This window comes from Heliomarina sp. (assembly GCF_052826185.1).
Genome location: NZ_JBRBUI010000016.1, coordinates 68,343 through 80,946 on the forward strand (window position 1 = coordinate 68,343; position 12,604 = coordinate 80,946).

Sequence of the window (12,604 nt, forward strand, 5' to 3'; positions counted from 1 at the left end):
CGTGGCGCGAGGTTCCGGCGCCCACCCAGGGTCGGGCGCTGCCCTACCCCTTATCCGGCGAACCCGGTTAGACCGTCCCGCCCTGCCACCACGCCTCGATCTCTGCCGCATCGATCCGGCTGGCGAGGCCGAGGCCGACGAGGTTCGTGCGCTCGGCGCGAGTGCGTTTCGCCTCGACGTGCTGGCCGGTCACGTGGATCCGGTAGGCGCCGTCGTCCGTCAACACCGTCCCCTTGAGCCGGTAGAGACCCTCGGGCCGGGCGGCGAGGCGGTCGCCCATCTTGGCGCGGCTGATTGGCGTGTCGCTGTCGTGGTGCCAAGCGGCATAGGCCGGGTGCGGCGCGGGGCGGGGGCTGCGCGGCAGGGGCACGATGTCAAACAGCAGCGGCGCGAGCGGTACGTCGCCGAGCGGCGCGGGGTTGCGCGCGCCGAGGTCTCTCAGACGAGCGATCAAATCGGGATGGGCGCTGTCGGTCTTGGTGATCAGCGTCAAATCCCCGGCCGCGATCTGCTGGCTGATCTGAGGGGCGAGTTCCGGATCGGCAAGCTGGGCGTCGATGTTCAGCGCATCGACCAGCGTCAGGATGCCGCCGTAGCCGATTTCGGGTTCTGCAATTGCGGCGGCAGCAATGGCGGCAGGATCGGCGATGCCGCTGGCCTCGACGATCAGGTGGTCGGGTCGCGGGTTACGGTCCAGCGCCGCGTTCAGGGCCATGAAAAGATCGGCCTCCATCGAGCAGCAGACGCAGCCGTTGGTCAGCGCGATGGTCTGGTCGGTTGCCTCGGCAATCAGCGCGGCATCGATATTCACCGAGCCGAAATCGTTGACGATCACCATCAGGTTCAGCCCGTGACCCTCGGCCAGAAGCCGGTTGATCAGGGTGGTCTTTCCCGCGCCGAGATAGCCGCTGAGAATGGTAAGGGGGAGACGCATGCGAAGTCCGTTATCTAGGTGCCGGAGGTGCTTGTGCCGGGAAAGCGGCGGCTTCGCAATGGGGGCTCAGGTATTGGCGGCGAGGATCGACATGTCATGCGCGACAAAGCCGATGGTGCAGGAGTCGTCCACCATGCCATGCGCGCCGAGCATGATCGTCCCGGCCCCGTTCAGCATGGTCGAGCGGCGGTGGACTGACATTTCACCGCCATCGGCGCCCTTGACGATGCTGCCGGCCGAGCTGTGATCGGCATATTCAAGCTGCCACTGGCGGATCGAGATTTCACCGTGGCGGCGGGATACCCAGGCACAGTCGACGACGATATCGCAGTCCGAAGAGCGCCCGATGGTGAGCTTTTCGCCCTCGTTGATCCGCCAGCTTTGCCCGCCATAAGTGAGTTCGACCAGTTCGGTCCGGCTGGGGCGTTCTATCTGGCGTTTGGCGAAGACCATCGTCGTCGCTGCCATGGAATGAACCGATGCGGCAAAGACCTGTGTCGGCTCTTCCTTGCCCTTGAGGTGCAGATCGCCGATCGGCAGGACGCGGGCGCGGTTGTCGTCGCTTAGGCCGTCGATGCAATTGGCGCCTACGAGTACCTCGCTGGGTTTGGCGAGCGAGGCGAGCCGGGCAGCGGTGTTCACGGCGCTGCCGTAAAGCCCCGCGTCCTGTCGAAGAACCTCGCCAAAATAGATTCCCGCGTGGACAGACATGCCCAGATGCCATTCCTCGTTGATCATTGCCCATGCGGCGTTGAAGGCGTTTTCCGACGTGGGGAAAAAGCTGATCGTATCATCGCCCTTGGATTTGACGCAGATGCCGTCGTTGCTGGAAATCAACTCACGCATACGTTCGAGGACGGGCAGCATGTAGCCGAGCGCGGTCTCGTTATCCTCGCGCTCGTAGATTTGAGTGCTGCCGGTGATGTCCGAAATCAGAACGCAGGCGAGCGGCATCGTTTCAATTCATCCAGTCTATGCAGGTCGTCAAAGTTGAAGTGGCGGGCGTCGGGGCGGCAATAGGGCCCGTTAACTGCTAACGCGCGAACATGTTATGCGAAAAATTGACCTGAGGTAAAAGAAAATCGCCCGGACGGAGAGCTGTGTCGGCAGCGCAGGGCGCCGCGCAGCAAAATGACGCGAACCTTTCGGTCCGCGTCACCTGTTGCCTTGAGGGGCGTGGATTACTTCCAGCCGACCTCATTAAAGATTTTCTGGGCTTCGGGAATGTTCTTGGCGACATCGGAGAGGCTTACCTCATCCGCCTTGAACTCGCCCAGTTCCTTGACCGAATCCGAGATTTCGACGCCGGGAACGACGGGGTACTCGTCATTGCCGCCGGAGAAATAGACCTGCGCCGAATCGCTGGTCAGGTATTCGAGGAATTTGACCGCGTTTTCCGGGTGGGGCGCATGTGCCGCGACACCGCCGCCCGAGAGGTTCATATGCGCGCCGGTCGTGTCCTGGTTCGGGAAGACCCAGCCGATCATATCGCGGCTGTCGCTGACGCCTTCGACATCGGTGCGGATCGCGCGGGCAAAGTAATAGGTGTTCGAAACCGCGATGTCGCATTCGCCCGAAACGATGCCGCGCAGCTGGTCGGTGTCGCCGCCCTGCGGATCGCGGGCCATGTTCTCGACGACGCCTGCGGCCCATTCACGTGCGGCCTCGGCACCCTGATTGGTGATGATCGAAGCCAGCAGGGTCTGGTTGTAGGTGTTCGAGGAGGAACGGATGCAGACCAGCCCCTTGTATTTCGGGTCTGCCAGATCGGCATAGGTCTGCGGCGGGTCGGTCAGTTCGTTCTTGTCGTAAAAGATGATCCGGCCGCGCTGGGAGAAACCGAACCACTGGTTGTCGGAATCCTGAAGGCTGGCGGGGATGCGGTCTTCGAGCACGTCGCTGTCGGTGGCCTGAAGAACGCCTGCGTTCTTGGCGCGTTCGAGCCGCGAGGTATCCACGGTCAGCAGCACGTCGGCGGGAGAATTTGCGCCTTCGGCTTCCATCCGGGCGATCAGCTCATCGGCGTTGCCTTCGATGCGGTTGATGGTGATTCCGGTCTGTTCCTCGAAATCGGAATAGAGCCGTTCATCAGTGTCGTAGTGACGCGAGGAATAGAGATTGAGCTCATCCGCGACGGCGGTGGAGCCGATGGCGGAGAGGGTGAGGGCGGCCAGCAGGGCGGTGCGTTGCATGGTTCGGTCGTCCTTTCGTGTGGTGGATTATTTCCGACTTTTTTGATCAGTAACCGAGGGGTGATGAATTTCCAAGCGTTTCAGTCAGAAATTATTCACCGTTTCGTGACCCGGTATGTGGGCGCGTCTGACTGAGGGTATAAGACCCTGTCCGGTTCAGTCTGAACGCAAAGAAAAAGGCCGCCCAAGAGGCGGCCCGTTCCAAATCAGATTGTCCGGTTCAGCCCTGACGAGCTTTGAACCGGCGCTGCGTTTTGTTGATCACGTAAACGCGGCCTTTGCGACGCACAACGCGGCAATCACGGTGCCGATTCTTGAGCGAGCGGAGCGAGTTTCTGACCTTCATGGCCTTTCTCCTGTCCTGCGGCGCGCGTGAAAGCGCCTTGGTTGCGGGTACCCGATATTGGTTCCGGGTGGTGAATCATGTGAAGGATTTACAAACGTTGAGCCTGCGACCCTTAATATCAGGGCCGCTCTCTCTCAATTTCAGCGGGGAGCGTCAAGGGTGAAAAGGCCTTGGGGCGCAGAAATATTGTTTCGTGGGCAGCGTTTCGACCTGCGCGCGCGTGGACCAGTCAGTCTGACGCGGGCAGGTAGGCCTGCACGTTCTTGAGAGACCGCAGAACGAAACTGGAGCGTGAATGCCGGATTCCCGGCACGCGGTACAGCTTTTTACGTAGAAACTGTTCGTAGCCGCGCGTTCCCTGCACCGCGACCTTGATCAGGTAGTCGTATTCGCCGCTGGTCAGGTGAACCTCGAGTACTTCGGGCATGCGTTCCATCGTGCGTTCGAAGACATCGAGTGTCGAATCGTCGTGATGGTCCAGAACAACCTCGATCATCACGATTTCCGGGGCGCCCAGCTGTTCGTGATCGAGAATCGCCCTGTAGCCGGCGATGATTCCCTGTTGCTCGAGCCGCCGGACCCTTTGCCAGCAGGGGCTGGGAGACAAGCCGACCTGCTGCGCGAGCTGCGTGTTCGAGATGCGCCCGTCCTCGGCCAGTGCCTTGAGGATGCGGCGGTCGATCTGGTCGATTTGTGGCTGTGGCTTGGCGGGTCGCATCGTTTTGGGAATGATCATCCTGCAGAAGATTCTTTTGCGTTTACGCGCAAGAGGCAAAGAAATCAAAAGCTCATTCTGTCGCGGCCCAACTATCGTCTTTCCAAGGAGGGCCGGGGATGGATTTGAATTATTCCTGCCGCGATCCACTTTGTAAGGTGGCGCGCGTGATGGCTACGGCGCGGCGTATGGGGCTGGAAATGGCGGAAATGTCGCTGAAGCCGCAGGGAAACGGGCGTTATGCCCTTGGATTCGCGTTGGCCCCGGCAGAGCCGGCGATGCGGGCTACGATGCTTGCCCGGCTGGCCCAGTACATCGACCTTCAGAAGGAGTGTCAGGATGGATAAGGAAACCGATCCGCAGCTACATGTGCCGGAGCCGGCCATCCGGCCCGGGGACACCCCCGATTTTTCGCATGTGGACATACCGCGTGCGGGGGAGGTGCGGCGTCCCGATCCCGGTGAGAACCCCCAGGAGATGCGCGATCTGGCGTTTTCGATCATTCGGGTGCTGAATCGCAAGGGCGAGGCGGTTGGTCCCTGGGCCGATTCGCTGAGCGACGAAGCCCTGCAGGAGGGGCTGCGTCACATGATGACCCTGCGCGCCTATGATGCACGGATGCTGAAAGCGCAGCGGCAGGGCAAAACATCCTTCTACATGCAGCACCTTGGTGAAGAGGCGATTGCCTGCGCTTTCCAGAAAGCGCTGCGCAAGGGCGACATGAATTTCCCGACCTACCGGCAGGCGGGTCTGCTTATCGCCTCGGGCTATCCGATGTCGGACATGATGAACCAGGTCTATTCGAATGAGGCGGACCCGGTGCGGGGGCGGCAGCTTCCGGTGTTTTACAGCTCGAAAGAACACGGGTTTTTTTCGATCTCGGGCAATCTTGCGACGCAATACGTGCAGGCCGTGGGCTGGGCGATGGCCGCCGCGATCAAGGGGGAGCGCAAGCTGTCTGTGGGCTGGATCGGCGACGGGTCGACGGCCGAGAGCGATTTCCACGGGGCGCTGGTCTTTGCCTCGACCTATAAGCCGCCGGTGATCCTGAACATCGTCAATAACCAGTGGGCGATTTCGACCTTTCAGGGCATTGCGCGGGGCGGTGCCGGGACATTCGCGGCGCGGGGGCACGGGTTTGGGCTGCCCGCGCTGCGGGTCGACGGGAACGATTACCTTGCGGTGCATGCTGCTGCCGCATGGGCGGTGGAGCGAGCGCGGCGCGATCTGGGCCCGACCCTGATCGAATATGTGACCTATCGCGCCGGGGGGCATTCGACCTCGGACGACCCGGCGGCCTACCGGCCCAAGGAGGAAGGCGCGGCATGGCCCTTGGGTGACCCAATCCTGCGGCTCAAGACACATCTGATCCAGAAGGGGTTGTGGAGCGAGGAACGCCATACGCAGGCCGAGGCGGAGGTGATGGACGGGGTGATCGCGGCGCAGAAAGAGGCCGAGGCCATCGGCACGCTGCATTCGGGCAACCGGCCCAGCCCGCGCGAAATGTTCGAGGATGTCTATGCCGAGATGCCGCCGCATCTGGTGCGGCAGCGTCACGAAGTGGGGTACTGACATGGCGCGGATGACGATGATCGAAGCGATCCGCGATGCGCATACGCTGGCGATGGAAGCGGACGATGATGTCGTGGTGATGGGCGAGGACGTGGGCTATTTCGGCGGGGTGTTCCGCTGCACCGCGGGGCTGCAGAAACGGTTCGGCGTGCAGCGCTGTTTCGACACGCCGATTTCCGAACTGGGGATCGTGGGCACGGCGGTGGGCATGGCGGCGTTCGGGCTGAAACCCGTGGTCGAGATCCAGTTCGCGGATTACATGTACCCGGCCTATGACCAGATCGTGAGCGAGGCGGCGCGTCTGCGGTACCGCTCGGCCGGGGAGTTCACCTGTCCGATGGTGGTGCGGATGCCGACGGGGGGCGGCATATTCGGCGCGCAGACCCACAGCCAGAGTCCCGAGGCGCTGTTTACCCATGTGGCGGGGCTGAAGACCGTGGTGCCGTCGAATCCGCAGGACGCCAAGGGGTTGCTGCTTGCGGCAATCAACGACCCGGATCCGGTGATTTTTCTTGAACCCAAGCGGCTCTATAACGGGCCGTTTGACGGGCATTTCGACCGGCCCTCGCAAAGCTGGGGCAAGCATCCGCTGGGCGAGGTAGAAACCGGGTATTACCAGACGCCGCTTGGCAAGGCGAATATCGTGCGCGAAGGGTCGGCGGCGACGCTGCTGGCCTATGGCACGATGGTGCATGTGGCGCTGGCGGCGGTGGAAGAGAGCGGCGTCGATGTCGAGGTGATCGACCTGCGGACGCTCTTGCCGCTGGATCTTGAGACCATCGCGGAGTCGGTGAGCCGGACCGGGCGCTGCATCGTGCTGCATGAGGCGACGCTGACCTCGGGATACGGGGCCGAGGTGACGGCGTTGATCCAGGGGGAGTGTTTCTATTCGCTCGAAGCGCCGGTGCTGCGGGTGGCGGGTTGGGACACGCCCTATCCCCATGCGCAGGAATGGGATTACTTCCCCGGTCCCGAGCGGGTGAAGCGCGCCATCGCAACAGTCATGGAGGGCTGAGACATGGCGGAGCAGGTATTCAAGCTGCCCGATATCGGCGAAGGCATTGCCGAGGCGGAAATCGCGGAATGGCTGGTCAAAGTCGGCGACGTGATCCGCGAGGATGACACGATCTGCGAGGTGACGACCGACAAGGCGACGGTAGAAATTCCGGCGGCGGTGAGCGGTCGCGTGACCTGGCTTGGTGGTAAGACCGGCGAGGTCATGGCCATCGGCAGCGAGCTGATCCGGATCGAAACCGACGCTTCGGTCGAGGTTGCCCCGGCGTCGGATGAAAAGAACCCCGAGCCAGAAGTAGCCGAAGAGCAGACGGCAGAACCCGCGCCGGAAGAGCCTGAACCGAAACAGGAAAGCCCGGCACCAAGGCCCCGGCGGAATGGCGGCGGAACGGCGGCGCCGGTCGCGGCGCGGAATGCGTCGGGCCGTCCTCTGGCGGCGCCTTCGGTTCGGGGGCGCGCGCGAGAGCTGGGCGTCGATCTGCGGCAGCTGCGCGGAACCGGCCCGGCGGGGCGTATCCTGCATGAGGATCTGGACGATTTCGTCACCCATGGCCCGGATATGCGGCAGGGCGGCGGGCTGGTGCGGCGCCACGGAACGGAGGAAATCCGCGTCACCGGCGTGCGCCGCAAGATCGCCGAGCGCATGGCGCTGGCCAAGCGCCGTATCCCGCATTTCTCGATCATCGAAGAGGTGGATGTCGAGGCGCTGGAGCAGCTTCGCCGCTCGCTCAACGACCGTTTCGGCGCGGATCGCGGTCGGTTGACGGTGCTGCCTTTCCTGCTGCGCGCGCTGAGCGAGGCGGTGGTGGATCACCCCGAGATCAACGCCCACTATGACGATGAGGCCGATGTCATCACCCGGTTTGAGGCGTTGCATTGCGGGATCGCGACGCAGACGGACAGCGGGCTGATGGTGCCGGTGCTGGCCCATGCCGAGGCCCGCAGCCTTTGGGATATGGCGCGGGAGATCAAACGGCTCTCCGAGGCGGCGCGGGACCGGCGGATCGGGCCGAAGAACCTGTCGGGATCGAGCCTGACGGTGACGTCGCTGGGGCCTCTCGGTGCGCTGGCGACGACACCGATTATCAATCACCCCGAGGTGGCCATCGTCGGGGTGAACAAGATGGTGGTGCGCCCGGTCTGGGACGGGCAGAGCTTTCAGCCGCGCCGGATGATGAACCTGTCGTGCAGCTTCGATCACCGGGTGGTCGATGGCTATGTGGCGGCGGAATTCGTGGCAAAGATCAAGAGCCTGCTGGAAACACCCGCGATGCTGTTTATGGAGTGGCGCGATGACTGAACTCAGATGTTCCCTTCTGGTAATCGGCGGCGGGCCGGGCGGTTATATTTGCGCGTCGCGGGCGGCGCGGCTGGGTGTCGATACGATCCTTGTCGAGGGGCGGCGCGTAGGTGGCACCTGCCTGAACGTCGGCTGTATACCGTCCAAGGCGCTGATCCACGCGGCCGAGCTGTACCATGACGCCGTACGTCAGGCGGGCGAGGGCATGCAGGGCATCAGCGTTTCGGCACCAAGCCTCGATTTCGGCCAGACGCAGGACTGGAAGCAGGGCGTGGTGGACCGGCTTTGTTCCGGCGTGGACGGTTTGCTGGAAAAGTCGGGCGTCAAGACGCTTACCGGTTGGGCGCGGTTCCGTGATGGCAAGACCGTCGAGGTCGAAGGCGAAACCGGCCCGGTGATCGTGCGGGCGGAAAACATTGTGATCGCGACGGGGTCGCGTCCGGTTGAACTACCGGGGCTTCCCTTTGGCGGGCGTATTCTGGATTCAACCGGGGCGCTGGCGCTGGAGGAACCACCAAAGCGGCTGGCCGTGATCGGCGCGGGCTATATCGGGCTGGAACTGGGCACGGCATTTGCCAAGCTGGGCAGCGAGGTCACGATGATCGAGGCGGCGGATGCGATCCTGCCGCAATACGATGAAAAGCTGACCCGGAGGGTACGGCGACAGCTTGATGCACTGGGTATCGCGCTGAAACTGGAAACCAAGGTTACCGGATGGGATGAACTGGACGGCAAGCTCACGCTGGAAAGCGGCGAGACGAGCGATACGCTGGAGGCCGACCGGGTGCTGGTCACCGTCGGGCGGCAACCTGCGGTGGATGGTCTGGGTCTTGGTGAACTCAGTCTCCGGCGGCAGGGGGAATTTGTCGAGATTGATGACCGCTGCCAGACCTCGATGCGCGGGGTCTACGCGATTGGCGATGTGACGCCGGGGCTTATGCTGGCGCACCGGGCGATGGCGCAGGGCGAGATCGTCGCCGATGTGGTTGCCGGAGAGCCGAACGCATGGGATCGCGCCTGTGTCCCGGCGGTCTGTTTCACCGATCCGGAAATTGTCAGTGTCGGCCTGTTGCCGTCCGAGGCCGAAGGCGCGCGGGTCAGCGAGTTTTCCTTTCGTGCCAACGGCCGGGCGCTGACACTGGACCGGGCCGAAGGTTTCGTCCGGCTGGTGGCGCGGGAAAGTGATCATGTGATTTTGGGCGTGCAGGCGGTGGGGCCGGGCGTGTCCGAGCTTGTTTCGGGCTTTGCGCTGGCGATCGAGGCGGGTCTGCGGGCCGAGGATGTGGCGGGGACGATCCATGCCCATCCGACCCTGAGCGAGGCGTTTCAGGAATCCGCGCTGGCGGTGGCAAGCATGGCCAATCACGGATGAGTGCCCGGGATTATGGACTCGAAAAATATCGATGCCGCTGGCGCGGCCTCCCTTTCCCCCGCGTCCGGCTTTCGCTAGGTCTGCCGCATCACGGAATTCCCGGCGGGTAGGACCCCGCCGGACGGGTGGCCGACTGCGCCACTGAGGGAGAACAGGCATGAAGACAGGACTTATCGGCGTTGGGCTCATGGGCCACGGAATCGCGCGCAACGTGTTGAAGGGCGGTTTCGCGCTTTCTTTCCTCGACCATCCGGGCAACCAGCCGGTGGACGAGATCACCGGCCTTGGCGCGCAGTCCTGCGCCAGCTCTGCGGAGGTGGCGGCTGCCTCGGACGTGGTGATCCTCTGCGTGACCGGTTCGCCGCAGGTCGAAGCGATCATCACAGGCCCCGGTGGTGTGCTTGAAGGTCTGCGTCCGGGAACGATTGTCGTCGATTGCTCGACTGCGCTGCCGGAATCGACCTTGCGCATGGCGGAAATGGTCCGCGAGGCGGGTGGCGCGTTCCTCGACGCGCCTATGACGCGCACCGCGCAGCATGCGCATGAAGGCACGCTGAACCTGCTTGTGGGCGGCGATGCAGAGGTTCTGGACAAGGTCCGCCCGTTGCTCGATTCCTTTACGGAAGCGGTGGAGCATGTGGGCGCGCTGGGCAACGGCCATCGGCTGAAACTGCTGCACAACTATGTATCGGTCGGATTCATGACCCTTCTCGCCGAAGCAGCGGCGCAGGCGGCGGATGCCGATGTGGACCCGCAGCGTTTCGTGGATATCCTTGCCAATGGCGGCGGTGCCAGCGTCGCGCTGCAGCGCATGGGTCCCTTCATCACCGATGGCAATCGCGACGCGCTGCCGTTCTTTGTCAGCAACGCGCTGAAGGATATCGATTATTACCGCACCATGTCGGAGCAGGCGGGCGCACAGCACCTGATCGCGGATGGCGTGCATCAGGCGATTTCCACTGCGGTCGAGGCTGGCGAAGGGTCGGCCTATGTGCCGGAGCTGTCGCGTATCTTCCGGCGCGGCTGAGGCGCGCGGTCCGTCACCGTTTTGACATGAGGCTTGCCGCCTGTTGGTCGGTATGCCTGTGGCATCGGCGAAACGTTTCTGATTTCTGCACCAGCACCTCTGGCGGAACGCTCTAATAAGCACCGCCGGGCAGCGGCGTGACCAGATAACAGTCGTTCGGCATGCTGTGATGCGCGAAGCGCATGGGGATAGTTACATCGGGCATTTCATTTCAGGTCCGATCCCTGATACCGCAGACGCAATCAGAATCGACAAGATGGAATGCCGCGATGTCCGATACCAAGATTTCCCGGGATGCGATCCGCACCCTGTTTTCCCGTGCAATGTCCGCCATGTACAAGGAAGAGGTGCCCGCCTATGGCACGCTTCTCGACCTTGTGCGCGAGGTGAACAACGCGACGCTGGCCGCTGACCCGGCCGAGAAAACCCGCTTGCAGGATCTTGGTGAGCTCGACCGGATCAGCGAGGAACGTCACGGGGCGATCCGTCTGGGCACGGCGTCGGAACTTGCGATGATGCGGCGGCTTTTTGCGGTCATGGGCATGTATCCGGTCGGCTATTACGATCTGAGCGTTGCCGGTGTGCCGGTGCATTCGACCGCGTTCCGCCCGCTTGAAGACGCGGCGTTGCGCCACAATCCGTTTCGGGTTTTTACCTCGCTTTTGCGGCTTGACCTCATTGAGGACGAAGACCTGCGGGCCGAGGCGCAGAGCGTTCTGGATACGCGCCGGATCTACACAGATCGTTGCGTAGCGCTGGTCGAAAAGGCAGAGGCTGACGGCGGGCTGACCGAGGCCGACGCGGAGGCGTTCGTTGCCGAGGCGCTCGAGACTTTCCGCTGGCATGCAGAGGCCAACGTGAGCCATGCGATGTATCGCCGGTTGCATGATGCGCACCGGCTGGTCGCTGACGTTGTGGCCTTCAAGGGACCGCATATCAACCACCTGACGCCGCGCACGCTGGACATCGACAAGGTGCAGGGGCTGATGCCGGAGTGGAAGATCACGCCCAAGGCGGTGATCGAAGGCCCACCGCCGCGCAAGGTGGCGATCCTGCTGCGCCAGACCTCGTTCAAGGCGCTGGAAGAGCCTGTGACCTATGCGGATGGCGAAACCACCGTCGAGGGCAGCCATACGGCGCGTTTTGGTGAGATCGAACAGCGCGGCATGGCGTTGACACCGAAAGGGCAGGCGCTTTACGACCAGCTTCTGGCTGAGACCCGCGCGGTCATCACGCCCAAGGCGGATGGGTCGAACGCAGCGGAATACATGGCGAAACTCTCCGAGGTCTTTGCGGCCTTCCCGGATGACCTTGACGGAATCCGTAACGAAGGGCTGGGCTATTTCCGCTATTCGGCGACGGGTAAACCGCTGGCTGAAGGCGATGCGACGCTGGATGCAGCGGCATTGGTCGAAAAAGGCGTTCTGCGCGCCGATCCGATCATTTACGAAGACTTCCTGCCGGTCAGCGCGGCAGGTATTTTCCAGTCGAACCTTGGCGACGAAGCACAGCAGGCGTTCAGCGGCAATCCGAACCGGGACATGTTCGAGCGCGACCTTGGTGCGTCGGTGGTGGATCTGCATCAGCGGTATGCCGAGGCGGAAGCCGCTTCGCTGAACCGTGCCCTTGCCGATCTGACCCGCGAAGACGCCTGATACCGGTTGATGCCCAGCGCCGGCCCTGATCCGAGGGCCGGTTCCTGACCGGCAGGGGTTCACCACGGTTCGTTCGCGGGTGGGACCTATTCGGCGGGGGCAGTCGGTTCGGGGCCGCGCAGTTTGGCGAGCACCTCGTCGCATCGCTCGGTACTGTTGGTGATCTCGCCGCCATCGCCCTCGGTTCCGGCGATATCGCCCAGCGTGCTTGCCGCGTTTTGCATTACCTCGTCGACCTGTTCCGGCGTGAGGTAACCGGCGTCGACAGCGGAGCGGCTGAGGGCGCACATGCCCGAGGACAGGCCGACGGCAAGTCCGACGCCCGTTGCGCCGCCAATCATGGCCGAGGACCCGATCCCGCCAATGATCAGGCCGACAACAAGACTCAATATACCGACAAGAAGTTTGCTCATGGAAATCTCTCCTGAAGCATTCGGTGCCTTGCACCTGAAGTCGCGCCCTACAGGGCGCTGACAC

Annotated in this window: 13 protein-coding genes; 7 read left to right on the forward strand and 6 right to left on the reverse strand. The window is 63.0% G+C overall.

Translation table 11 applies throughout. The features are described 5' to 3' along the window. Positions 1 to 67: 67 nt before the first annotated feature. The 5 genes from ACU0FH_RS03620 to ACU0FH_RS03640 form a co-directional block, all read right to left on the reverse strand. Positions 68 to 934, reverse strand: a complete 867-nt coding sequence (locus ACU0FH_RS03620) for a CobW family GTP-binding protein (RefSeq protein ID WP_446193388.1) — start codon at positions 932 to 934, stop codon at positions 68 to 70. 66 nt (positions 935 to 1,000) lie between these two features. Next, entirely contained in the window at positions 1,001 to 1,888 is an 888-nt protein-coding gene (locus tag ACU0FH_RS03625) for an adenylate/guanylate cyclase domain-containing protein (RefSeq protein WP_446193389.1), read from the reverse strand. 227 nt (positions 1,889 to 2,115) lie between these two features. Beyond that, entirely contained in the window at positions 2,116 to 3,126 is a 1,011-nt protein-coding gene (locus ACU0FH_RS03630) for a Fe(3+) ABC transporter substrate-binding protein (RefSeq protein WP_446193390.1), read from the reverse strand. Between the two features lie 220 nt (positions 3,127 to 3,346). Then, complete coding sequence (gene ykgO, locus ACU0FH_RS03635; protein WP_005850168.1) at positions 3,347 to 3,472, reverse strand: type B 50S ribosomal protein L36; 126 nt, start codon at positions 3,470 to 3,472, stop codon at positions 3,347 to 3,349. A 229-nt stretch (positions 3,473 to 3,701) separates the two neighbouring features. Next, complete coding sequence (locus tag ACU0FH_RS03640) at positions 3,702 to 4,208, reverse strand: Lrp/AsnC family transcriptional regulator (RefSeq protein WP_446193391.1); 507 nt, start codon at positions 4,206 to 4,208, stop codon at positions 3,702 to 3,704. A 98-nt stretch (positions 4,209 to 4,306) separates the two neighbouring features. Here ACU0FH_RS03640 and ACU0FH_RS03645 point away from each other — a divergent pair, with 98 nt between their 5' ends. The 7 genes from ACU0FH_RS03645 (at position 4,307) to hglS (ending at position 12,127) form a co-directional block, all read left to right on the forward strand. Further along, on the forward strand, positions 4,307 to 4,534 hold the full coding sequence (locus ACU0FH_RS03645; RefSeq protein ID WP_446193392.1) for a hypothetical protein: 228 nt from the start codon (positions 4,307 to 4,309) through the stop codon (positions 4,532 to 4,534). Continuing rightward, positions 4,527 to 5,759: a thiamine pyrophosphate-dependent enzyme gene (locus ACU0FH_RS03650; RefSeq protein ID WP_446193393.1), complete on the forward strand. Its 1,233-nt coding sequence runs from the start codon at positions 4,527 to 4,529 to the stop codon at positions 5,757 to 5,759. The genes ACU0FH_RS03645 and ACU0FH_RS03650 overlap by 8 nt, the downstream gene beginning before the upstream one ends. Before the next feature lies 1 nt (position 5,760). Further along, positions 5,761 to 6,774, forward strand: coding sequence for an alpha-ketoacid dehydrogenase subunit beta (locus ACU0FH_RS03655; RefSeq protein ID WP_446193394.1), 1,014 nt, complete (start codon positions 5,761 to 5,763; stop codon positions 6,772 to 6,774). A 3-nt stretch (positions 6,775 to 6,777) separates the two neighbouring features. Continuing rightward, positions 6,778 to 8,073 (forward strand): dihydrolipoamide acetyltransferase family protein, encoded by a 1,296-nt coding sequence (locus ACU0FH_RS03660; protein ID WP_446193395.1) that lies wholly within the window; start codon positions 6,778 to 6,780, stop codon positions 8,071 to 8,073. Further along, positions 8,066 to 9,445 (forward strand): dihydrolipoyl dehydrogenase, encoded by a 1,380-nt coding sequence (gene lpdA / locus ACU0FH_RS03665; RefSeq protein WP_446193396.1) that lies wholly within the window; start codon positions 8,066 to 8,068, stop codon positions 9,443 to 9,445. Before ACU0FH_RS03660 ends, lpdA begins: the two co-directional genes overlap by 8 nt. 157 nt (positions 9,446 to 9,602) lie before the next feature. Beyond that, positions 9,603 to 10,472: an NAD(P)-dependent oxidoreductase gene (locus ACU0FH_RS03670; RefSeq protein WP_446193397.1), complete on the forward strand. Its 870-nt coding sequence runs from the start codon at positions 9,603 to 9,605 to the stop codon at positions 10,470 to 10,472. A gap of 269 nt (positions 10,473 to 10,741) precedes the next feature. Then, positions 10,742 to 12,127, forward strand: coding sequence for a 2-oxoadipate dioxygenase/decarboxylase HglS (hglS, locus tag ACU0FH_RS03675; RefSeq protein WP_446193398.1), 1,386 nt, complete (start codon positions 10,742 to 10,744; stop codon positions 12,125 to 12,127). A gap of 86 nt (positions 12,128 to 12,213) precedes the next feature. Here hglS and ACU0FH_RS03680 read toward each other — a convergent pair whose 3' ends face one another. After that, positions 12,214 to 12,540 carry a hypothetical protein gene (locus ACU0FH_RS03680; protein ID WP_446193399.1) on the reverse strand — a complete coding sequence of 109 codons (327 nt, stop codon included), beginning with the start codon at positions 12,538 to 12,540 and terminating at the stop codon, positions 12,214 to 12,216. Positions 12,541 to 12,604: the final 64 nt, after the last annotated feature.